Here is a 20,132-nt window from a genome sequence, read left to right as displayed (position 1 = left end):
ACCCTGAGCTACTTTCTTTTTCGGGAAAAACACCACGCCAGTCCGCCTGTCAGCAAAGCAGCAATCAGTACCATTCTATTAACGTCATAAGCGGGCAGGTATGTAGTCCGTTCTTCAGTGATTTCATAAATGCCTAACGGTTTTACTCTAATGGACCCTCCGCCGCCTTCTCCGTCGGATGCGGGATGATGCTCATTTCCATGAGATGTGCCCCCTCCCCCGCCTACGTGATAGGAAGCTTTCGCAACCGGAAGTACTTTCTTTGCTCCCGCTGCAATCGGTTCTCCATATACAAGTCCGGCTTCTTTCTCACGCGAAAATTTGTCGAAAATCGACCGGACGGGTGACCCTGTTTGGTTTATAGTCATCTCATCAACTCCTTTATCTTTATATTTCGATATTTCTCTATCTCATACCTTTATTTATGAAAAAAGGAGTCGGGACAAAACTGATTAATGCATAAAATAATCCGAACGATTTTGTTGAAATCAGTTCGGATTATATATGGGCCAATAAAAGATTTTTACTATCGCTCCGTCAAAACCCTTCGCTTTCCGCAGGCAGAGCCTCAGCTTCCTCGAAGCTTCATTAGTTTACTGGTGTTTTTGTTACGGTATGATCCGTATCATCTTCATCGTTGTCTTGATTTTCACTGCTAGTCGTGGCTGCCACTTCATCCTCGGAAGTTTCTGTAAGCTCATCTTTTGCTTCTTTTACTTTATCTCCTACATCCTTTAACTCATCTCCAGCATCTTTTGCTGTAGAAACGATGTCCTCAGATTCATCTTTGACTTCCTGAACTTTATCCGTAATTTCCTTTCCTTGATTATCAAGGATTTCCTGAATTTTGTTCAGAGCTTCCTTAGTAATCGTGGCTGTTTTCTGAATGCGGTCGAGCAAATCGTTTTTTGCTCCGGCAGGATCAGCTTTCACCTCAGATACGTATTGACTGACACTTTCTTTCGTCGAAGCAGAGCTCTGTTTGATGCGGGTTCGTGCGGAAGGGCTTTTCATTAACATAACGGCACCTCCCACAAGTGCTCCAATCGTAATAGCTAAGGAAAGCTTTCCTTTTTGGGATTGCGGTTGTTGTTGAGACTGTTGTTCATTTGGCATGTCTTTTTTCCCCTTTCGATTCTCATTTTTTATATTTAAAAATTATTTTCTCATAATCGCATCTTTGCGGGCTGCAGACTTTAATCCTTGTTTTTTAATTAAAATCTTTTCATACTTACGCTTGCCTGTCTCATTTAGTCTCGCTTTTTTAGTTGAATATTTATCCTTTACGTAATTCGTTGTTGTTTTACGAATGGATGGGTCATCCGGCGCTAGTTTCGAACGCAGCCACGCACCGCCCAATAAACCGGCACAGAGAGCCGCTCCGATGCTTAATTTATTGGATTGCTTACGTTCTTCAATCGTATGACTCATGATTGACCAGCTTCCGTTTTACCTGGTTTCCCGGCTGCTGCCGCTTCTTTAAGAGCTTTTCGTCTTTGAGTTAGATAGTAGCCTAAAGCCACAGCGCCATATAAGCCGCTGACATCTTTCTCTTTAACTTTTGTTTCTCCATTTTCTGTGTTCTTTTTCATACTGGCAGTCACATCAACTAAGGATGAGGTCAATTTACGGGAGGACTCCCCGATATCGCCGACGATGTAGAACAACGGACTTAGTGCTTTAATCTTCTCATTCACATCAGCGAGTGTGTCATTGCTTGTATGGAGCACATCGCTTGTCTGTGTCATTACTTGATCAAGCTGTTCTGGCAATTTCTCTACGGTTTTGTCTACGCCATTTAACACATTGGCCAAATTATTAAGAGTTTTCATTAGAAAAATAGATACGATGGCAAAAACGATGCCGATGATGAAGACTCCAATGCCTAAAAAATCCATACGATTACCTCATTTCCTTTTATAATTTGAATTTATTCGTTATCTGTCCGGGAATGGAACGTCTGTTTTCTTAATTTCCATTTGGAATATAAGTTTATAAAGGTATCTCCCCACTTCATTACTTTCGCCATATCTTCCGAATGCTTCTGTGAGGATTTAGACACGCTTGCAGACAGCTGGTTCATCGTCTCACCCATATGTCCCACTGACGTTCCGACATGATTAAGCGAGGTAAACAGGCTGTCTAGTGATTCACTTTTATGCTGAACGTCTTCTGCTAAGACATTCGTTTTTTGGAGTAAGTATTCTGATTCCTTTGTGATTCCGTCAATTTTACTTTCTACGCTTTCTAATGTACCAGCTACGCTTTTCATTGTACTGGAAGCTGCTATTAGCACTCTTACAACAAAAATTGCGATAAGTGCAAACGCAACGGCAATAATTAATAGACTGATTGCTGTTAAGGACATTCCCATCATTCCTCCTTGTTATGTAAAAGATACCCTAATCTGTAGCTGCAAAACGTCAAATTGGCTCCAACATTCATCCAATTTATGCTTGTTCCGCAATAATGCGTTCTTTCCTCAGCCTCCTCTTGTGAAGAATCTAGGAAACTTTCATAGTCTTCTCCCTGTTTGTTAATTTTCCCCCCTGGGTCGTCAATAAAACTCCCGCAATCACGATAACTGCCCCTGTAATATGCATAGGTGTGATTTGTTCCCCAAGCCAAAGCGCCGCCCCTGCCATCGTAACCACAGGCAGAAAGTTTAAGAAGATCGATGCCTTGGAAGCACTCAGCAGCTCCACGGCACGATTATAAAAAATCAGCGCAATAAACGAGGGAAAAATACCTAAATACAGAATTCCGCCTATGTAATCCATGCGAAGTAAATCCGGCACCCCGACAGCGATCCATTCAACAGCGACAGCCGGCACCATCGCAGCCAGACCAACGCCGGTAATGACGAGAACCGCTCCATAAGGAGGGAAGCGAAACATGTAGAGTTTTACGAAAATGGAATAGAGAGCCCATGACACAATAGCTCCTATCATTATCAGATCGCCCGCATTCCAGTGAAGATTTCCCAGTTGAAAGAGACGACCGTCCACGATCACCCAGACAGCGCCAAATAGAGATAACAAAATTCCAAGACTCTGAAACTTGTTAATCTTCTCCTTCACTAAATAAATGCTTAATATTACAGTTACTGCCGGAATAGCCGATTCTAATATGGCCACGTTGGAAGAGGAAGTAAACTGCAGGGCTCCATAGATACACGTATTGAATAAGGCAATCCCTGATAATGCCAGGGCTAAGACCGGCTTTTTGTTTTCCAAAAAAGAGGACTTATGTTTCCTTACACTTCGATATCCGATCGGCAGCAGAATAAGAAAAGCCACAAGCAGACGGAAAAAAGTCATCGTTAACGGGGGGAGGTCGTTAATTGCCTTTCCCATTAAGATGTTTCCGGCATACATAAACACCACTAGAATCATCAAGACATATGGGTACATCCCGATTCCTCCTTCCTCCCTGGTTACCGTAGGAACCCACACGTCTTTTCATACTCACCTATCTCTTATCTATTAAATTACCACTCTTTGCCGCCAAAAAAAAGAGAAGCGGGACCGATCCGCTTCCCCATTTTATTCTTCAGCTGAAATTCTTCCCAAGAAAAAACCATCCACCTCTTCAATTTTCCCCCGCCACTGGAATTCTCCATCGGAGGGCGTAGGGTCCGCGTCTCCATTATACACCTGAGCATTTTTTAAATGAATGTAGGAGATATCTCCATTTGACTCTTCCTTCGCGGAATCGCTGGCTTCAGCAAGCTTCTCGCTGATGGCCTGTGAAACGTCATTCCCTTCTTCAAAGATATGGGAAATCCCTTCTAAATATTCTTGAGCGGATATCGTTGTCCCCGTGACGAGAGCTCCTTTAATGTTTAATGTGATATCTAAGGAAAAATCATAATTGTTCGCTGCTTTTACGAATGTTACGAGTATATCATCCATTCTGCTTCCTCCTCTTATTTGCCTTGAGTCGTGTCGTCATTTTTCGCTACTGTGGTCTTTGCTTTACCAGAAGATTTACTGGATGATTCATTTGTCTTGCTTTCGGAATTTTCATCCTTTTTCTTAGGCTGCTTAGCCGCAGACTTTGAAGTGTTTTTTGCAGGTTTAGAAGCTGACTTTTTCACTGGTTTCTTTTTATCTTCGGTCTGTTCTTCTTCCTGCAGTTGATTTTGATCTTCCTCTTTCTCTTCTTTTTCGGATTCCTCTTCCGAAGATGTCTTGGTTTCTTCCTGCTGCTGTTCCTTACCTTTGTTCTCTTCTTCTTCGGTATCTTGTTTTTCTTCTCTGGCAGGTGCTTCTGTCGTAGCCGCCGCCTCTTGATTTGCAGATGCTTCTGCATTTGATTGTTCTTCCTGCTGGTCTTCTTCCTGATGATCTTCTTTCTGATCGTCTGATCTCTTCAGCTTACCAGCAGCATTTTTCGTTTTTTCCTTTGTTTTAGCTGTAGTTTCTTTTGTTTTTTCTTTTGTACGTTCTGCTTTTTCTTTCGTTGCATCTGTTGCTTTCTTAACTCCACTGCTTACTTTACTGCCAGCCTGCTTTCCTTTTTCTTTTAGTCCTTCTTTTTCCTCATTACTCTCTTCCGGTTCTGACTGGTTCTTCTTACGGGGACGCATAATCAGCCCGGCAGCCGTTCCTAATAATCCGCCAATCACTGCTCTCGTAAAAGTTTCGTTGTTCTTATCTCCCATTTTGATCCACTCCTCTTATCTTTTTTATACAAAACGATTAGATTGACCAGCATTTTTCTCAAGCTGTTCAATTCGTTTCTGCAATTCTTTGTTTTCTTCCTCCAGCTGCTTCGTGTTTTGTTCAGCTGCTTTGGAATTCAGGTAAGGATCTGTTTCCCACCAGTCCATTCCAATTTCCTTCGCTTTATCTACAGAAGCAACGATTAACCTGATCTTAATGGTTAACAGCTCTACGTCTGCTAAGCCGACTCGAATATCCCCGGCAATAACTACACCTTTATCGAGGACAGTCTCCAGTACGTCTACAATACTGCTGGACTGTGTAGGATGTTCAATACTCATCGTTCGTCATTCTCCTTCCTCATAATAGGTTTCCAAGTGGTCCGAGATCGATGTTTAAATCTTCGTCGTCTAAATCAAATATTTCTTTTAGTTCATCCATTTTTACTTCAAGGTTCATAAGAGCAACCCCTAAGTTCTCGATTTCTTCTTCTGTCAATGTTCCTCCGTCTACTCTGCGGATCGCATGTCGTTCCACGAGTTGTCTCAGGAGTTCAATGACCGTTAATACCAGCTGGGCCAGTCCCTGCTCCGCACCTTCAGGATCTAAATTAATCCTCCCGCTTTGCGGCGGCTGGTGCTTAAGATCGCTCTGTGGCATTCGTTAACTCCTCCTTTTCCTGGTCAAATTGTTCAGATGATAACGATTCAGCCGCATCCATATTCGATTGAACGAGGGTTTCAACAGCAGAGATGAGCACACGTAGATCAAGGTAGACCAAATCAATGCCTGCAATGGAAATAATGATGTCTCCTTTGATAGCAACCCCTTTATCTAAAACCGTATCTAAAATATCAATTAATCCTACTTCCTTATTTTCATAGGCTTCTCGATGTGTCACCTGCTTGCCACCTCACTTCTCATTTAATTTGGCAAAATGGTACGGCGGCCAAGGGCCGGTAGCTTCCAGAATCCAGCCTGAATCCTTATGCTTTTCATTTTCGTTCGTAATGATTTCTAAAAAGTTTTCTACTTGCTCAAGCGGAACGAGGTAAGCGCTGTTCCAGCACATTTCTTCGTCCTTCCCGGTGACATCACGGTTCCAGTTCTTCTTCACCGTATCTTCTACACTATATTTTATTAATTGGTCATGAAGGGCAGAGCCGAACGCTTCCTGCTCCTTGTCTGCTTCCTGCTGCACGTATTGATCCAGCTTCCTGGATTCTAAATACTGCCTTCCTTTAGACATCTGGGCAATTTCATCTTTCTTTTCCTTTATATTTAAATTGTGATCGGCTACAGATTGTGTCAATTGCTCCCGGTCACAATATACTTTCAAGTTCCATTCTTCCTTGCCTTCGAGCTGGTCAATAAGAGCTTTCATTTGATCATGGTGTTGATTCACCATGTCCTCTAAATTCTTTTCAGATTGATAGATGGTACAGAATTTCATTGGAATTAATGTCGCGTTTTCTCTGATTTTCATTAAAATTTCATGGTGATGAAAAGCTTTCTCCTGCACCCATTCCATGTCATTTGTTTTTTCCTGCAGGACTTTTTCTCCGTATTCCGATTCGTCGACGTGACAAAAAACTGCAGAAATGCCCTCATAATTTTTTATTTGAATCTCATGCTCATTGTCGATTCCTTTTAAGGATGAAATAGGATGATTTCCATTCCCCGGTGCAGGAATCATGCCGTATAAATAAACGTATAGACTCATCGTTACCTTCTCCCCTGCCTGAATTCATTTACGTTTCGTCAAGTTCTCCCACTGTTCCATTTCTAATCTCTTGGCTGTTTCATAACGCTGAAGCAGCTCTTCTTCCTGCTCTTTGTATACTTCTTCTGAAACTTCCTCAAGCTCGTACATCATCTGCAGATGAATCAACTTCTGCTGGATATGCTCTAAATCGTAGTATTCCTTATCCACTTCTTCTTTGACATGCTCACCGACCTTAATCAACAGATCTATCGGGGAAGTGAATAATTTATGAATCATGTCGTTTCCTCCACTTTCAGTTTAATGTTGATAAAGTTATACGCCGGCCATGGACCTGTATATTTGAATTCAACTTTATCTTCCCATTTGTCGTGAAGTTCATTTACTTTCTGATCAAACTGTTCTTCCTTACTGCGGTCGATTAAATAGGAGCCGTTCAGCAGCATTTTCTCTCCTATCGGATCATTAGACTTGGCTGAAGAAGCCAATTTTACTAAAGGCTCATGAATGTCTTCTTCGATTTCTTTCTGCAATGACTTGAAAAAACGCTGTGCCATTTCCCCAAGTTCCATGCGGTCGAAATAGGCTGCGTCTTTCGACTTGCCAGCCACCTGCTGTTTTTGATTCATCACTTTTGAATCCTTAGAAATCTGGTTTTCCAGCCAATCTTTCTTTCCGACGACTTTAAGGCCGACTTCAATTTTGTTCTTAATTTCAGGAAACAGTTTGCTTAACTGTGGGTATAAATTTTCGATCAGTACTTGAATGTCTTCCTTGGAATGAAAAACGTTACCAAAGCTGATCGGCACCACCGTGTCTTCCGTTTCCATCACTGTAGAAATGACCTGTTGGTGAAGCATTAAATTTTCCTTATTGGGATGATAAATCTTCATCGGGACTTCGGCTGCAACCATTGCTGCATCTTTATAATGAATGGTAAAGACTTCTCTCGTGTCACCTTCAAACTCAATCGAATCGAACGTTTTTTCCTCATCGGTCTGAATTCCACAGAATATATAAATACCTGATTCTTGTTCCATTGTTGCTTCCCCCTTAAATCTTGCTGCATTCCTCAAGAATCCGTTCACGGACTTCTTCGCTGTCGTACCCGCACGCTTGCAGCGGGAAATGCGTAATATCTAAGCAAATATCTTTGAATTCTTCATTATCCCCATCTACCTTCACGTCGTATCGCTTAACGATCTGCGCAATCATGATTGAAGCCCGCAGACTTAAACTAAAGGCCTTGTCCTCTTCCTCACACAGGTCTCTAACCCGGTTGACGAAGGCCACAATTTTTTCAGCTTTCTGTTCGCTTATTGATGTCTTGTTTACGACAACTGCCGTTTCTGCCTGCTCATCCATCGTCTCAAGCGAAAGAGTAACCATCCGGTCTAACAGCGCATCCTGGGATTGATACACTCCAGCATATTCGACAGGATTACTCGTGAAAATCACCGAAAAGTCAGGGTGGACTTCGATATAGGATTCTGTTCTTTTTGTTCCGTATAACGGAAGAATCCCTTCCTCTAAAATCGACAAAAACAGATTATTCGTGTCCGGCTGTGAGCGGGTAAACTCATCATAGACAACCGTGTATCCTTCTTTCACAGCTTCATAGAGGCGTCCATTCACCCATTCTTCAGATACATTTTCCTCAATTTTATGAACGGAGCGCACGAAATTGTCGTTTAGTTTTTTTCTTCGGTATCCGGTATAAGCTCCAATTAGATCTTCGTTGGTGAGATCCTTATTGCCATTGATCAGCAGTACGGGGCGACGACGCTGCTTGGCGATGTGAAGCGCTAACGTTGTTTTCCCTATGCCCGACGGTCCGGTGAAATGGACGGGATAGCCTGCAGATAAATAACGGAATGACCGCTTGATCAGGCTTTTAAAATAGGGCTCGTTGTATACATCCTCTCCTGAAGAGGCTCGTGGTTTGATGTCCTTAAGGCTCGTCATCCTCTGCCCTCCTCTCCTCTATTGAGGCTGTTCCTCTAAATCACTGCGGAACCGAAGGCTCAATCTCGAGAATTCCGACACTTCTTTATCCGCATCAACAATCACTTCATAGAGTCCAACCATCTCGTCGTGTGCGTACTTGCGCATATATTCTTTTTCTTCAATCACTTCTACGAGAACTCTCCAGCCTTCTTCTTCCTCTAATTTCTTTACTGAAATAATTTTATGAGGAGGGGCCACATTCTCCCTGAAAAACTGGGTTACATTATCCATAATCTTCATAGATTCAAAACCTCACCTTCCAATAAAACGATAAGGACTAGAGGAACTCTAGCCCTTTATCCCTTTTAAATGTTAAATTGCGCGCGTTCATTATCCTGGGACTGAGAAGAAGAATAGTTTTGGTCGCCTAATCGGCCGCCAAGCCCCTCTTCTTCAACTTCATCACGCAATAATCCTACAGCTTCTGCATAACGGAGCCACGTATCGACACTTGCTACTACGACCCTTGCCTCCACTGTAATCAGTTCAATTCCTACTACCGAAATTCTTGCGTAGGCATCAATAACAATTCCTTTATCCAAAATACGGTCAATAACTTCTGCTAAGCTGGAACTATCTGTTGATTTCTGTATAGCCATGGTGAATGATGCTCCTTTCCATTAATTAAAATATGTTTTTATATGGTCTACCCCTTTAATATCCTGGGGTCCTTTCACTTGATCATAGCTTTTAAGATTGTGTGCGCCTTTTAAATCATTCGCACCTTTAATCGTAGAACGATTATTTTTCTTATTGTCATTAATCTTTTCCTGCAGCTGTTCGCCCGACTCTTTAAACGAGGACAACCCTTTTTTCAGCTCTAATAGATTGTCCTGCATCTTTTCTTTCGCTTCTTCCGCTTTGCTGTGAACTTTATCAGCGTTTTCTTCTTTCTTCTCCTGGAGATTTTCACTTAATTCACTGGCCTGCGACTGCAGCTGCTTCTTAAACTGTTCGCGTACTTGATCGCCCATTTCATCTTTTACTTCTTCTTCGGCGTATTCCTTGGCTTCAATTGGATCATCGGATTTCTTTAGTACTCTAGAAACGCGGGGCCATTGATTTTTTACTGCTCTTGTTGTCTTCTTCACACCCCCTTCAACTTTACTCAGCATGCCTTGTGATTCGTTGTTCTCGTTTCCATTCCGGCTCAATTCCACCATCCTTTAAATGTGTGATTTGACCTTCCTAGATTACCTTCCCAAATGTAAAAAAATAAAAACCTTATCTTCGAGACTTTCCGCTTGGGTTGGCATAATATTCATGGATTATTACAAGTGGATTCTGAAGGGACCTGCTTAAAATAAGCGCTGTCTCAAAAGATTCCCGCGTTATGTTACAAACATTACTAAATTATTTTATTTTAAAATAATTTCACTTCGTTATCTCGCCCCGTTAGTTTGAAAAATCAGCCATGTGGAATAAAGGCTAAAGAACATTAAATGAATCAAGGAGGAATCTATAATGGATCGCATGAATCGACAAACACAAGGTCAACCCGGGCAGGAGCAGGAAAGACAGCCTGGCTTTGAAGATAAAATGGAGCCTCTCCCTTTACAAGCTGATGAAGATTACCAAAGCGGTAACAAATTAACAGGAAAGATCGCCCTTATTACCGGCGGGGACAGCGGAATCGGACGTTCAGTGGCGATTGGCTATGCCAAAGAAGGCGCTGATGTGGCTATTTCTTATCTTGATGAACATGAAGATGCACAATATACAAAAGAACAAGTTGAGGCTGAAGGCAGACGTGCCGTATTGATCCCTGGAGATGTCGGGGAAGAATCTGTCTGCCGCGATGCTGTAGAACAGACCATTAATGAACTAGGAGGTCTCGATATTCTCGTCAATAATGCCGCTGAACAGCATCCTACGGAAGACATTATGAATATATCGACAGAACAGCTTGAAAGCACGTTTAAGACAAATATCTATTCCATGTTTCATTTAACGAAAGCCGCCCTGCCTCACTTAAAGAGAGGCAGCGCAATTATAAACACAGCTTCTGTGAACCCATATAAAGGGAATCCGCAGCTGGTGGATTATACCGCGACAAAAGGCGCCGTTGTGGCGTTTACCCGATCAATGGCTGAACAGCTGGTCGATAAGGGGATACGTGTGAACGGTGTGGCACCCGGACCGATTTGGACACCGCTGATTCCTTCTACGTTCGAAGAAGATAAAGTTGAGGAATTTGGTACTAACACACCAATGGGACGTCCGGGTCAGCCTGTGGAACACGTAGGCAGCTATGTACTGCTTGCCTCAGATGACTCCACCTATATTACGGGTCAGTTTATTCACGTAAACGGCGGGATGATCATGACAAGCTGATGCTCAAACCTTTAAAGTTCACAGCTTGCAGGGAAAAATTACTTTTCTCTGCAAGCATTTTTTATGTCTCGCCTTTGAAGCACTTCCAAAGTAATTTAATTTTTTTAGAATGTTTCTGTCTGGCTTTGGGGTAAATAAAAAAGACATTTAACCGAAGGAGTTCATCATTATGCCTGAAGGACCTGAGATAAGAAAAGCTGCTGATCAAGTGGAAAAAGCGTTAAAAGGCCGGCCTGTGCTTGATGTTTATTTTGCTTTTCCATCTTTGAAAGATTACGAAGATCTCCTTAAGGGAGAAGAGGTGATAAAAGTAGATACAAAAGGAAAAGCAATGCTGATTCGCTTCTCCAATCAATATAGTATTTATTCCCACAACCAGCTGTATGGAAAATGGTATGTGCGAAACGCGTATAATTATCCTAAGACCAACCGCCAGCTGCGTTTAGCCCTGCATAACGAGAAGAAATCAGCTTTACTTTACAGTGCTTCCGATATTGAAGTAATGCGTCATGAAGAAGCAGCGGTTCATCCTTTTATTATGAAGGCGGGGCCTGATTTATTAAATGAACCCATTCAATCAGCTGAGCTTATCAGCCGTTTCCACAGCGACCGGTTCCGGCGGAGACGCTGGTCTGCACTTTTACTTGATCAAACGTTTATCGCAGGCGTCGGAAATTATTTGCGCAGTGAAATTTTGTTTGCTGCCGGGATTCATCCTCATTTACGCCCGATGGATTGTACGGAAAACCAACTAACAAAAGCAGCCGAAGCGAGCATAGAGCTTATATGGCGCTCTTATGAGCATGGAGGTATTACCAATGATCTCGCCTTAGCGAAACGTTTAAAAGCACAAGGGGCTGAACGCGAGCAGTACCGTCACTGGGTATTTAACCGGGAGGGACAGCCCTGTCGAATTTGCGGAACTGAAATCCGGAAAATAATAGCTAATTCGCGCCGATGCTATTTCTGTCCACGTTGTCAAAGCAAGGAAGAATAAAAAATATGCTCCGCATGGATCTGATCGTCGAGCGTCAACTTTCCAAATGAGTAATAAGGAAGGCGGCGCTTATCAGTTGCCGAACCTGGATTAAACAGCAGCGTTTGTTTGACAAACTTCAGCAGGGGAAGGTGGGAGTGACCGAAAATAATCAGGTCTGCCTCTTCCTCGGCAAACTCTTCGTAAACCCGCTTCTCCGTCGTCTTCTTTTCTCCATGGCCGTGAACGACTCCTATCGTAAAGCCATTGAGATGCAATACGTGTCTTCGCGGAACTGCTTCCTGTACTTCTTTACTGTCTACGTTTCCATAGACCCCTTTCAGTTCACCAAATTGCTGGAACTGCTCATAAATATCAACGGTCTGCCAATCCCCCGCGTGAATGACTAAGTCCGCCTTTTTCATTTCCTCCACAAGCCTCTCAGGAAGCTTTCTGTTTCCTTTCGGCAGATGGGTATCTGCAACGACCACAATTTCCATAATCCACGACCTCCTTTTCTAGTCATCCTACCTAAAAGTTTAAAATATGCAAAGCGGGGAAGAAGAACATGAAAAGAAAAAAAGGAGCAGGATACTATGTCTCATTTTATAGAAGTCGATCACCACGTGGAATTATTCGTACAGGACATTGGGGAAGGGCAGCCGATTGTCTTTATTCACGGTTGGCCTTTAAACCATCAAATGTTCGAATATCAAATGAACGAACTGCCGAAAAAAGGCTACCGCTTCATCGGCATTGACCTCAGAGGCTTTGGACAATCGGACAAACCTGCTTTTGGCTACGATTACGACACGCTGGCCAACGATGTGAAAATTATTGTGGAATATTTACAGCTTGAGAGCTTTTATTTGGCTGGCTTCTCCATGGGCGGCCCCGTTTCTATACGTTATGCCACTAAGTATGCCAATGAAGAGCTGGCTAAATTAATCTTAATCGGGGCTGCCGCACCAAGCTTCACAAGACAAGATGGCTATGAGTTCGGTATGCCGAAGGAAGAAGTAAGCGGATTGATTCATTCCATTAAGCAGGATCGTCCAGCCGCCCTCAACGATTTCGGAAGCAATTTCTATCAGTCCATTATTTCTGAGCCTCTGCATCAATGGTTTCTTGGTTTAGGTCTCCAGGCTTCAGCCCACGGAACAATTGCATGCGCAGAATCGCTGAGAGATGAAGATTTACGAGGGGAACTGGATCAAATTCAAGTTCCCGTGACGATTATGCATGGAAAGAAAGATGAGATCTGCGACTACAATTTTGCCCTCGAGCTGAAGCAGAGAATTTCCGGCAGCCATTTAATAGCATTTGAAGAAAGCGGACACGGTCTCATTTATGATGAGCGTGACAAATTTAACGAGGAATTATTAAAGCTGCTCTCCTGATATGTCAGAAACGGCCAAAGCCAATGGCCGAAGTGGTAGTTTTTCTTAGATTCTTAATGAATAAAAAAACACCTTCTTCCCTGACAGGGAAAAAGGTGTTTTAGTATTGGCTTCACTGCAGGATCCAGGCGGCAAGCTGTAAAAGAACTTGTTACTGAATCGGATCTTTATTTGGTGTGCCAGCCTTCCTCGGATATTTCTTCGGTGTTTTCCGACGCTTTTCAATTAATGCGATGTTCCTTTCGCCGCCACTTTCCGGCAGCTCAAACGTATGAACATCGACGACTTCGCCTCCAACTGTTTGAATGGCTGTTTGAGCATCCTGCATTTCTTCTTCTAAGTTGGGACCCTTCATCGCCATAAACACGCCGCCTTTTTCAGTGAGCGGCAGGCACAATTCACTAAGAACGGACATCCTGGCCACAGCACGCCCCATTACGAGGTCATACCCTTCACGAAACTTCGCGTTTTTGCCGAAGTTCTCCGCACGGTCGTGATAAAAAGCGACATCATTCAAGCCTAATTCATGGGCTAAGTGATTCAAAAAGGTGATTCGTTTCTTTAAAGAATCGACAATGGTTACTTTCAAATGAGGGAAAGCGATCTTTAACGGGATGCTTGGAAAACCAGCCCCCGCTCCCACATCACAAATACGGAGCGGCTGGCTGAAATCGTAGTAGAAAGCAGCCGTTAAAGAATCGTAAAAGTGCTTTAAATACACGCCCTCACGATCCGTAATCGCTGTTAGATTCATCTTTTCATTCCACTCGGCCAGAATTTCAAAATAGTGTTCAAACTGCTTTACCTGCTGCTCATTCAGATCAATGCCTTGATCTTTTAATGCTGTAAGAAAGGTTTGCTTATCCATACCGTCATCCTTTCCTTATTCGCCGGAAACGCGGGCGATATTCCCCTGTTCAATATAAACGAGCAGGATGGAAACGTCTGCTGGATTTACTCCGGACACACGGGAAGCCTGCCCTACAGACAGAGGACGCACTTGTTTTAAGCGGTCGCGGGCTTCTGTTGCCAGACCGTGTATCTCATCGTAATCAATATCTTCAGGAATTGTCTTGGTTTCCATCTTACGCATCCGTTCAATTTGATCAAGAGCTTTTTTAATATAACCCGTGTATTTCACCTGGATTTCAACTTGCTCTTCTACTTCATCACTTAGTGAAACTTCACTTGGTGTAAGCTTTGCAATGACATCGTATTTCATTTCCGGTCGACGGAGAAGATCTGTTGCACGAACTGCTTCTTTAAGCGGGCTTCCGCCTGATGCCTCGATAGCAGCCTGAACCTCTTCTGTTGGTTTTAGAATGACATTCTCCAAACGTTGTTTCTCTTCCTCAATCAAACGCTTTTTCTCAAGGAAACGTTCGTAGCGCTCATCAGAGATCGTTCCGATTTTATGGCCGATTTCCGTAAGACGGAGGTCGGCATTATCGTGACGAAGCATCAAACGGAATTCTGCACGTGATGTCAGCAGACGATAAGGCTCATCCGTTCCTTTTGTCACAAGGTCATCGATCATGACACCGATATAGCTCTGGGAGCGATCGAGAATCAGTGTTTCAAGGTCGAGGGCTTTCGCCGCAGCATTAATGCCGGCCATCAGCCCTTGACCTGCTGCTTCTTCATAACCGGATGTCCCGTTGATTTGTCCGGCTGTAAACAGACCGCCGATTTTCTTCGTTTCAAGCGTCGGCCAAAGTGTTGTTGGGACAACGGAATCGTACTCAATCGCGTAGCCTGCTCGCATGATTTCTGCTTTCTCTAGACCCGGAACGGTTTCCATCATTTCCTTCTGAATATACTCAGGCAAGGAGGTTGAAAGTCCCTGCACGTACACTTCTTCTGTGTCACGTCCTTCCGGCTCAAGGAAAATCTGGTGACGAGGCTTGTCGTTAAATCGGACAATCTTATCTTCAATTGACGGGCAGTAACGCGGCCCGGTTCCTTTAATCATGCCGGAATACATGGCAGACAACCCAAGATTGTCGTTGATGATTTTGTGCGTTTCTTCGTTCGTATACGTCAGCCAGCAAGGAATTTGGTCAGTAATAAATTCCGTCGTTTCATAGGAGAAGAAACGCGGCTCTTCTTCCCCGGGCTGTATTTCTGTTTTGGAATAGTCGATGGTACGACTGTTAACACGCATTGGCGTTCCTGTTTTAAAACGGACCATTTCAATGCCGAGCTCTTCCAGCTGCTCAGACAGAGAAACTGAAGTACGCTGGTTATTAGGACCACTCTCGTAGGAAAGGTCACCAATAATAACGCGTCCGCGCATAAACGTTCCTGTGGTTACAATAACGGTTGGCGCGTAATACGCTGCTTTCGTTTCGGTGACAACTCCTTTAATTTCATCGTCTTCAACGAGCAGTTTCTCTACCATTCCTTGGCGAAGCGTTAAGTTCTCCTGGCTTTCCAGTACTCGTTTCATTTCTTTAATATATAAAGGCTTGTCGGCCTGCGCACGAAGCGCACGTACAGCCGGCCCTTTTCTTGTATTTAACAGACGCATTTGAATATGCGTTTTATCAATAACTTTCCCCATGGCGCCGCCCAGCGCATCAATCTCGCGAACGACTACCCCTTTTGCCGGTCCGCCGATAGACGGGTTACACGGCATAAATGCAACCAAATCTAAGTTTAGTGTCAGCATGAGCGTCTTTGCGCCGCGTTTGGCAGCTGCAAGCCCTGCTTCCACTCCAGCATGACCGGCACCAATAACAATTACATCATAATGCCCTGCATTGTAAGTCATTTTGGTTGTCTCTCCTTTAATAAATTTTTATTTCCCTAAGCAAAACTGTGAAAACAGCTGGTCAATTAAACTTTCGTGGACCGCATCACCAATGATTTCGCCAAGCAGCTCCCATGTCCGCGTCACATCGATTTGGACAACATCGATCGGAACATCCATATCCATGCCGTTCTGTGCATCTTCTAAAGCCTGTTTAGCCTGCTTGAGCAGCTGCACATGCCTTACGTTTGAAACATAAGTCATATCGCCGGCATCCAGATCACCTTCGAAGAACGTGTCAGCGATGGCGTTTTCGAGCTGATCGATGCCTTCTTCACGAATGAGTGCTGTGGAAATCACAGGATGATCTCCTGCTAACCTTTTTACTTCTTCAAGGTCCAGCTTTGGATCGAGGTCCATTTTATTTACAATTACAATAATGTTCAGGTCGTTTACTGCTTCAAAGAGCTTCTTATCTTCTTCGGTTAACTCATCTCCATAGTTTAACACGAGGAGGATGAGATCGGCTTCCTGTAAAACCTGCCTTGAGCGTTCGACACCGATTCGCTCAACGATGTCTTCGGTTTCCCGGATACCTGCCGTATCAATTAAACGTAAAGGAACGCCGCGGACGTTAACGTATTCTTCAATCACATCCCGGGTTGTACCGGGCACTTCTGTAACGATCGCTTTATTTTCATGGACGAGCGCGTTCATCAACGAAGATTTACCAACGTTCGGTCTGCCGATAATCGCTGTACCCAGTCCTTCACGCAAGATTTTCCCCTGGCGTGCGGTCTCTAACAGCTGTTCGACTTCCTGCAGGACTTCCCGCGTTTTCTCACGCATCATCTCATTCGACATTTCCTCAACATCGTCGTACTCCGGGTAGTCAATATTTACTTCTACGTGAGCGAGGGTTTCAAGCAGCTTCTGGCGCAGATCCTGAATCAAGTGGGATAGTCGTCCATCCATCTGCTTTAAAGCTACGTTCATCGCTCGATCCGTCTTGGCGCGGATCAGATCCATGACGGCTTCCGCCTGGGAAAGGTCGATCCGGCCGTTCATAAAAGCACGCTTCGTAAATTCTCCCGGTTCAGCCAGCCGTGCTCCATTCGCCAACGCGATTTCCAGCACGCGGTTGACCGATACTAATCCGCCGTGACAGTTGATTTCGACAACATCTTCACGGGTGAACGTCTTCGGCGCCCGCATTACAGATACCATTACTTCTTCAGCAATGTCTCCTGTCTCAGGGTCAATCAGTTTACCATAATGCATCGTATGGGTCTCCACTTGATTTAAATCTTTTCCTCGAAATAAAGAGTCTGCAATCGATACAGCCTCAGGACCGCTTAATCGAACGATTGCGATAGCTCCTTCTCCCATTGGTGTTGAGATCGCCGTAATCGTATCCATTTCCACACGCGGTCACCTCCTTTACTAGTTATCCTATATAGTTATCCACATGGGGATCAGTTTAGTTAAATTTTTAAACTCACTAACATAATAGATTATCACACATTGGGGTGTTTTGGGAAGACTTAACACAAATTATCCACATGTGAATAACTTTCTATACGAGCAATAAAATTTCTTCATCCACAGGTAAACAGGTTCTTTCCCTTGTTCCCCATAACTCTTTCAGCATCTAGTTAACCGCCAATCCTATCCAGCGATTGCTCTGATTTTTACAATAAAAAATACTCCTGCCTGTAGAGACAGAAGTATTTCTATTAAACCGGACGGATCACAACATGGCGTTTTGGATCATTTCCTGCTGATGCTGTTTCGACTTTTTCGTGATCCTGCAGTGCTGCATGAATAATCTTTCGTTCATAAGACGGCATTGGTTCCAGGTTTACTGATGTTCTCATGCGCACTGCTTTTTCAGCAAGGCGCTGAGCTAGATTTTCAAGTGTTTCTTTACGTCTTTCCCGATAGTTTTCAGCATCGAGAATGATGGTAAAATACTGATCGTTATCTCGATTGACGGCTAGTTGCGCCAGGTACTGCAGAGAGTTAAGAGTTTGTCCACGTTTACCGATTAACATGGCGATTTTTTCGCCTGTCATTTCAATAAAAATTTCACGCCCGCTTGTTTCTGACTTCACTTGAACAGGGGCCCCCATTTGTTCTGCTACTTCTAAGATGAATGATTCGGCGTCCTGCACAGGATCCTTCTGAATGGCGACTTTTACAATCGCCGGTTTTGTTCCAAAAACTCCAAAAAATCCTTTTTTACCTTCATCAATGACTTCCACGTTTACCTGGTCCTTTGATGTCTGTAATTGTTCTAGTGCTGATTGGACCGCTTCTTCAACTGTAGTTCCAGTAGCAGTCAGCTGCTTCACTTGGCTGTGCCTCCCGTCGTATCTTTCATCATAGGCTTACGAATAAAAATAGTTTGTAAGATCATAACGATGTTACCGACGATCCAGTATAAAGCTAATGCAGATGGGAAGAAGAACGCAAAGGTACCGATCATAAGCGGCATGATGTAAAGCATCATTTGCATTTGCGGATTTTGAGCCGCTGCTCCTCCGGCCATCATTAATTTTTGTTGTAAAAATGTAGTTGCAGCTGTCAAAATCGCCAGGAACGGATCTGCTGTTCCCAGCTGCAGCCATAGGAAGTCGTGCGTCTGAATCGTTTCGGTACGCATAATTGCATGGTAAAAACCAATCAATACCGGCATTTGTACGATAATCGGCAGACAACCAGCCAGCGGGTTAACACCGTTTTTCTGGAAAAGCTGCATCGTTTCCTGCTGAAGCTGCTGTTGTGTTTTTTGATCCTTCGAGCTGTACTTCTGACGCAGCTCTTGAAGTTGAGGCTGAATTTCCTGCATGGCCTTTGAGCTCTTCAGCTGCTTAACGTTAAGCGGAAGCAGGAGTAATCGAATAATAATCGTTACGATAATGATCGAAAGACCATAGCTTCCATTTGTTGAATCGGCAAAAAATTGTAATGTTTGAGATAAGGGATAAACAATATATTCATTCCAAAAACCTGTACTATCCTCGGTGATTTCCTGATTAATTTCGGTACACCCGGATAAGAACGTAAGCACACCTGTCATTGCAAGTAATGCTATCCATTTGTTACGCAACGTCCTTCCTCCTTACACATTCACTGTCACTATTAAATAGTGTAGCACTTTTTGATAGGCAGTGACTATATAAAATTGTCAGTTTCGCGACTTCTTGTTCAATAACTTTGATTTATGAAGAACATGAGTCAAGCTGCTCTTTATTTCATGGAAATCCATTTGATTAGTTGGTTTCCTCGCAATAATGACGAGGTCATAATCTGGCTTGATTTGATCTTCCATCTCGAGAAAGGCTTGGCGTAAATACCTTTTGATCTGGTTTCTCATGACGGCGTGTCCAATTTTTTTACTGACAGATAAACCAATTCGGAAATGGGATTGTTCCTTTCTCTTTAAGTAATAAAGGACGAGCTGTCGATTGGCAAATGACTGACCATGCTGAAATACTTGCTGGAACTCTTTATTCTTTTTTATGCGGTAAGCTTTCTTCATGACCTTATGACCCCTCCGAACAGAAAAGCGCTCGCGCCTTCACATAAACTAGAAAAAAGACCACTGAAGATCTCAGTGGCCTATGCTGATATAACTTTTCTTCCTTTGCTGCGGCGGCGAGCAAGAACTTTACGACCATTCTTTGTGCTCATGCGGCTGCGGAATCCATGTACTTTCTTACGTTTACGCTTATTTGGTTGAAATGTGCGTTTCATTATATATACACCTCCTGAGGAAAATTCCAATTACATAACATACATCTAAAAGGCAGTCCCGATAATTATAATCAATTGCTCATTCTATGTCAATCACCATTTGTCCGAATAGATTCACTACATTCTATTGCTGAAAAGAGAAACGGCAGCCAGCCTTTTCCTCTATGGATGGTGTGAATGGATAAAAATTTCTTCGATAGAATCTCTATGAAATGGTGTTGATTTTCTCCAAAATGTCCAATCGTTTGTAATAAATTCTTCTAATCACTCTTCTGGAAATGATCTGATTGTACGGATCCTACAGCATGGCTCTTCAACTAACAGGCCCCTTGATTTAAGTAAACCGACCCGTTATATAACAGTATCTGTTGCATAACACATTATGTCGAATGATAGAATCTTTTAGCGAACATTCACACGGACTGTGAATAACTTTTTCGTCCATTTTACAGTATCCACAACAAATATCGACAAGATAATCACAAAATCTAGTATTGTGGAAAAAGATTGTCTA

General features: G+C 43.3%; 29 protein-coding genes. 3 read left to right on the top strand and 26 right to left on the bottom strand.

Translation table 11 applies throughout. The features are described from left to right. Positions 1-8: 8 nt before the first annotated feature. The 18 genes from C1A12_RS00395 to gvpQ all read right to left on the bottom strand — a co-directional run bounded on the left by C1A12_RS00395 (position 9) and on the right by gvpQ (position 9,551). Positions 9-368, bottom strand: coding sequence for a hypothetical protein (locus tag C1A12_RS00395; protein WP_101841878.1), 360 nt, complete (start codon positions 366-368; stop codon positions 9-11). Positions 369-588: 220 nt separating this feature from the next. Next, a complete protein-coding gene (locus tag C1A12_RS00390; RefSeq protein WP_101841877.1) occupies positions 589-1,116 on the bottom strand; it encodes a hypothetical protein in 528 nt (175 codons plus the stop codon). Positions 1,117-1,158: 42 nt separating this feature from the next. Next, positions 1,159-1,431: a hypothetical protein gene (locus C1A12_RS00385; protein ID WP_101841876.1), complete on the bottom strand. Its 273-nt coding sequence runs from the start codon at positions 1,429-1,431 to the stop codon at positions 1,159-1,161. Next, on the bottom strand, positions 1,428-1,898 hold the full coding sequence (locus C1A12_RS00380) for a DUF948 domain-containing protein (RefSeq protein ID WP_101841875.1): 471 nt from the start codon (positions 1,896-1,898) through the stop codon (positions 1,428-1,430). The genes C1A12_RS00385 and C1A12_RS00380 overlap by 4 nt, the downstream gene beginning before the upstream one ends. A 32-nt stretch (positions 1,899-1,930) precedes the next feature. Beyond that, the gene (locus C1A12_RS00375) at positions 1,931-2,368 is read right to left on the bottom strand and encodes a DUF948 domain-containing protein (protein ID WP_101843235.1); all 438 of its coding nucleotides are present in this window, start codon (positions 2,366-2,368) and stop codon (positions 1,931-1,933) included. Positions 2,369-2,504: 136 nt separating this feature from the next. Further along, positions 2,505-3,413: a DMT family transporter gene (locus C1A12_RS00370; RefSeq protein WP_101841874.1), complete on the bottom strand. Its 909-nt coding sequence runs from the start codon at positions 3,411-3,413 to the stop codon at positions 2,505-2,507. A 132-nt stretch (positions 3,414-3,545) separates the two neighbouring features. After that, complete coding sequence (gene gvpU / locus C1A12_RS00365; protein ID WP_101841873.1) at positions 3,546-3,914, bottom strand: gas vesicle accessory protein GvpU; 369 nt, start codon at positions 3,912-3,914, stop codon at positions 3,546-3,548. Positions 3,915-3,928: 14 nt separating this feature from the next. Beyond that, the gene (locus tag C1A12_RS00360) at positions 3,929-4,666 is read right to left on the bottom strand and encodes a hypothetical protein (protein ID WP_101841872.1); all 738 of its coding nucleotides are present in this window, start codon (positions 4,664-4,666) and stop codon (positions 3,929-3,931) included. Between the two features lie 24 nt (positions 4,667-4,690). Continuing rightward, positions 4,691-5,008, bottom strand: a complete 318-nt coding sequence (locus C1A12_RS00355; protein WP_101841871.1) for a gas vesicle protein — start codon at positions 5,006-5,008, stop codon at positions 4,691-4,693. Between the two features lie 19 nt (positions 5,009-5,027). After that, entirely contained in the window at positions 5,028-5,327 is a 300-nt protein-coding gene (locus tag C1A12_RS00350; RefSeq protein ID WP_101841870.1) for a gas vesicle protein K, read from the bottom strand. Then, the gene (locus tag C1A12_RS00345) at positions 5,308-5,568 is read right to left on the bottom strand and encodes a gas vesicle protein (protein WP_101841869.1); all 261 of its coding nucleotides are present in this window, start codon (positions 5,566-5,568) and stop codon (positions 5,308-5,310) included. Before C1A12_RS00345 ends, C1A12_RS00350 begins: the two co-directional genes overlap by 20 nt. Before the next feature lie 12 nt (positions 5,569-5,580). Continuing rightward, complete coding sequence (locus C1A12_RS00340) at positions 5,581-6,390, bottom strand: GvpL/GvpF family gas vesicle protein (protein ID WP_101841868.1); 810 nt, start codon at positions 6,388-6,390, stop codon at positions 5,581-5,583. A 24-nt stretch (positions 6,391-6,414) separates the two neighbouring features. Next, positions 6,415-6,669 (bottom strand): gas vesicle protein GvpG, encoded by a 255-nt coding sequence (locus tag C1A12_RS00335; RefSeq protein WP_101841867.1) that lies wholly within the window; start codon positions 6,667-6,669, stop codon positions 6,415-6,417. Further along, positions 6,666-7,430, bottom strand: a complete 765-nt coding sequence (locus C1A12_RS00330) for a GvpL/GvpF family gas vesicle protein (RefSeq protein WP_101841866.1) — start codon at positions 7,428-7,430, stop codon at positions 6,666-6,668. The genes C1A12_RS00335 and C1A12_RS00330 overlap by 4 nt, the downstream gene beginning before the upstream one ends. Positions 7,431-7,443: 13 nt before the next feature. Then, positions 7,444-8,355: a gas vesicle protein GvpN gene (gvpN, locus tag C1A12_RS00325; protein WP_101841865.1), complete on the bottom strand. Its 912-nt coding sequence runs from the start codon at positions 8,353-8,355 to the stop codon at positions 7,444-7,446. Positions 8,356-8,373: 18 nt separating this feature from the next. Then, positions 8,374-8,637 carry a gas vesicle protein GvpO gene (locus tag C1A12_RS00320; protein WP_101841864.1) on the bottom strand — a complete coding sequence of 88 codons (264 nt, stop codon included), beginning with the start codon at positions 8,635-8,637 and terminating at the stop codon, positions 8,374-8,376. 65 nt (positions 8,638-8,702) lie between these two features. Continuing rightward, positions 8,703-8,996, bottom strand: a complete 294-nt coding sequence (gene gvpA, locus C1A12_RS00315) for a gas vesicle structural protein GvpA (RefSeq protein ID WP_101841863.1) — start codon at positions 8,994-8,996, stop codon at positions 8,703-8,705. Between the two features lie 21 nt (positions 8,997-9,017). Next, positions 9,018-9,551: a gas vesicle protein GvpQ gene (gvpQ, locus tag C1A12_RS00310; protein ID WP_145997021.1), complete on the bottom strand. Its 534-nt coding sequence runs from the start codon at positions 9,549-9,551 to the stop codon at positions 9,018-9,020. Positions 9,552-9,861: 310 nt separating this feature from the next. Here gvpQ and C1A12_RS00305 point away from each other — a divergent pair, with 310 nt between their 5' ends. Both C1A12_RS00305 and nei read left to right on the top strand, forming a co-directional pair. After that, positions 9,862-10,731 (top strand): SDR family oxidoreductase, encoded by an 870-nt coding sequence (locus C1A12_RS00305; protein ID WP_101841861.1) that lies wholly within the window; start codon positions 9,862-9,864, stop codon positions 10,729-10,731. Positions 10,732-10,900: 169 nt separating this feature from the next. Continuing rightward, a complete protein-coding gene (gene nei, locus C1A12_RS00300; RefSeq protein WP_101841860.1) occupies positions 10,901-11,728 on the top strand; it encodes an endonuclease VIII in 828 nt (275 codons plus the stop codon). Here the strand turns inward: nei and C1A12_RS00295 are convergent. Continuing rightward, the gene (locus tag C1A12_RS00295; RefSeq protein WP_101841859.1) at positions 11,710-12,207 is read right to left on the bottom strand and encodes a metallophosphoesterase family protein; all 498 of its coding nucleotides are present in this window, start codon (positions 12,205-12,207) and stop codon (positions 11,710-11,712) included. The two genes, nei and C1A12_RS00295, sit on opposite strands and share 19 nt — an antisense overlap. A gap of 96 nt (positions 12,208-12,303) precedes the next feature. On the opposite strand from C1A12_RS00295, the gene C1A12_RS00290 reads away from it, so the two are divergent. After that, positions 12,304-13,107 carry an alpha/beta fold hydrolase gene (locus C1A12_RS00290; protein WP_101841858.1) on the top strand — a complete coding sequence of 268 codons (804 nt, stop codon included), beginning with the start codon at positions 12,304-12,306 and terminating at the stop codon, positions 13,105-13,107. 151 nt (positions 13,108-13,258) lie between these two features. On the opposite strand, the gene rsmG is transcribed toward C1A12_RS00290, so the two are convergent. The 7 genes from rsmG to rpmH all read right to left on the bottom strand — a co-directional run bounded on the left by rsmG (position 13,259) and on the right by rpmH (position 19,618). Further along, complete coding sequence (gene rsmG, locus C1A12_RS00285) at positions 13,259-13,975, bottom strand: 16S rRNA (guanine(527)-N(7))-methyltransferase RsmG (RefSeq protein ID WP_101841857.1); 717 nt, start codon at positions 13,973-13,975, stop codon at positions 13,259-13,261. A gap of 15 nt (positions 13,976-13,990) precedes the next feature. Beyond that, the gene (gene mnmG, locus C1A12_RS00280; RefSeq protein WP_101841856.1) at positions 13,991-15,880 is read right to left on the bottom strand and encodes a tRNA uridine-5-carboxymethylaminomethyl(34) synthesis enzyme MnmG; all 1,890 of its coding nucleotides are present in this window, start codon (positions 15,878-15,880) and stop codon (positions 13,991-13,993) included. Positions 15,881-15,907: 27 nt separating this feature from the next. Next, entirely contained in the window at positions 15,908-17,284 is a 1,377-nt protein-coding gene (mnmE, locus tag C1A12_RS00275; RefSeq protein WP_101841855.1) for a tRNA uridine-5-carboxymethylaminomethyl(34) synthesis GTPase MnmE, read from the bottom strand. A gap of 311 nt (positions 17,285-17,595) precedes the next feature. Then, positions 17,596-18,213, bottom strand: coding sequence for an RNA-binding cell elongation regulator Jag/EloR (gene jag, locus C1A12_RS00270; RefSeq protein WP_101841854.1), 618 nt, complete (start codon positions 18,211-18,213; stop codon positions 17,596-17,598). After that, entirely contained in the window at positions 18,210-18,971 is a 762-nt protein-coding gene (gene spoIIIJ / locus C1A12_RS00265) for a YidC family membrane integrase SpoIIIJ (RefSeq protein WP_101841853.1), read from the bottom strand. Before spoIIIJ ends, jag begins: the two co-directional genes overlap by 4 nt. Before the next feature lie 78 nt (positions 18,972-19,049). Then, entirely contained in the window at positions 19,050-19,403 is a 354-nt protein-coding gene (gene rnpA / locus C1A12_RS00260) for a ribonuclease P protein component (RefSeq protein ID WP_101841852.1), read from the bottom strand. Between the two features lie 80 nt (positions 19,404-19,483). After that, on the bottom strand, positions 19,484-19,618 hold the full coding sequence (gene rpmH, locus C1A12_RS00255) for a 50S ribosomal protein L34 (RefSeq protein ID WP_101841851.1): 135 nt from the start codon (positions 19,616-19,618) through the stop codon (positions 19,484-19,486). Between the last annotated feature and the right edge of the window lie 514 nt (positions 19,619-20,132).

Source organism: Halobacillus sp. Marseille-P3879 (assembly GCF_900240285.1).
Lineage (GTDB): Bacteria > Bacillota > Bacilli > Bacillales > Halobacillaceae > Halobacillus_A.
Note: the sequence above shows the minus strand (reverse complement) of the source record. Positions and strands in the feature narration are given on the sequence as shown.

Bases quoted from the DNA above. Each gene is read 5' to 3' on its own strand.
- gvpU (WP_101841873.1), bottom strand. From the start codon at position 3,914: ATGGATGATATACTCGTAACATTCGTAAAAGCAGCGAACAATTATGAT.
- gvpA (WP_101841863.1), bottom strand. From the start codon at position 8,996: ATGGCTATACAGAAATCAACAGATAGTTCCAGCTTAGCAGAAGTTATT.
- C1A12_RS00390 (WP_101841877.1), bottom strand. From the start codon at position 1,116: ATGCCAAATGAACAACAGTCTCAACAACAACCGCAATCCCAAAAAGGA.
- C1A12_RS00295 (WP_101841859.1), bottom strand. From the start codon at position 12,207: ATGGAAATTGTGGTCGTTGCAGATACCCATCTGCCGAAAGGAAACAGA.
- C1A12_RS00355 (WP_101841871.1), bottom strand. From the start codon at position 5,008: ATGAGTATTGAACATCCTACACAGTCCAGCAGTATTGTAGACGTACTG.
- C1A12_RS00375 (WP_101843235.1), bottom strand. From the start codon at position 2,368: ATGTCCTTAACAGCAATCAGTCTATTAATTATTGCCGTTGCGTTTGCA.
- C1A12_RS00330 (WP_101841866.1), bottom strand. From the start codon at position 7,430: ATGGAACAAGAATCAGGTATTTATATATTCTGTGGAATTCAGACCGAT.
- C1A12_RS00340 (WP_101841868.1), bottom strand. From the start codon at position 6,390: ATGAGTCTATACGTTTATTTATACGGCATGATTCCTGCACCGGGGAAT.
- C1A12_RS00360 (WP_101841872.1), bottom strand. From the start codon at position 4,666: ATGGGAGATAAGAACAACGAAACTTTTACGAGAGCAGTGATTGGCGGA.
- C1A12_RS00350 (WP_101841870.1), bottom strand. From the start codon at position 5,327: ATGCCACAGAGCGATCTTAAGCACCAGCCGCCGCAAAGCGGGAGGATT.
- C1A12_RS00335 (WP_101841867.1), bottom strand. From the start codon at position 6,669: ATGATTCATAAATTATTCACTTCCCCGATAGATCTGTTGATTAAGGTC.
- gvpN (WP_101841865.1), bottom strand. From the start codon at position 8,355: ATGACGAGCCTTAAGGACATCAAACCACGAGCCTCTTCAGGAGAGGAT.
- rsmG (WP_101841857.1), bottom strand. From the start codon at position 13,975: ATGGATAAGCAAACCTTTCTTACAGCATTAAAAGATCAAGGCATTGAT.
- mnmG (WP_101841856.1), bottom strand. From the start codon at position 15,880: ATGACTTACAATGCAGGGCATTATGATGTAATTGTTATTGGTGCCGGT.
- C1A12_RS00320 (WP_101841864.1), bottom strand. From the start codon at position 8,637: ATGAAGATTATGGATAATGTAACCCAGTTTTTCAGGGAGAATGTGGCC.
- C1A12_RS00370 (WP_101841874.1), bottom strand. From the start codon at position 3,413: ATGTACCCATATGTCTTGATGATTCTAGTGGTGTTTATGTATGCCGGA.
- C1A12_RS00395 (WP_101841878.1), bottom strand. From the start codon at position 368: ATGACTATAAACCAAACAGGGTCACCCGTCCGGTCGATTTTCGACAAA.
- C1A12_RS00305 (WP_101841861.1), top strand. From the start codon at position 9,862: ATGGATCGCATGAATCGACAAACACAAGGTCAACCCGGGCAGGAGCAG.
- C1A12_RS00385 (WP_101841876.1), bottom strand. From the start codon at position 1,431: ATGAGTCATACGATTGAAGAACGTAAGCAATCCAATAAATTAAGCATC.
- C1A12_RS00380 (WP_101841875.1), bottom strand. From the start codon at position 1,898: ATGGATTTTTTAGGCATTGGAGTCTTCATCATCGGCATCGTTTTTGCC.
- rpmH (WP_101841851.1), bottom strand. From the start codon at position 19,618: ATGAAACGCACATTTCAACCAAATAAGCGTAAACGTAAGAAAGTACAT.
- rnpA (WP_101841852.1), bottom strand. From the start codon at position 19,403: ATGAAGAAAGCTTACCGCATAAAAAAGAATAAAGAGTTCCAGCAAGTA.
- C1A12_RS00290 (WP_101841858.1), top strand. From the start codon at position 12,304: ATGTCTCATTTTATAGAAGTCGATCACCACGTGGAATTATTCGTACAG.
- nei (WP_101841860.1), top strand. From the start codon at position 10,901: ATGCCTGAAGGACCTGAGATAAGAAAAGCTGCTGATCAAGTGGAAAAA.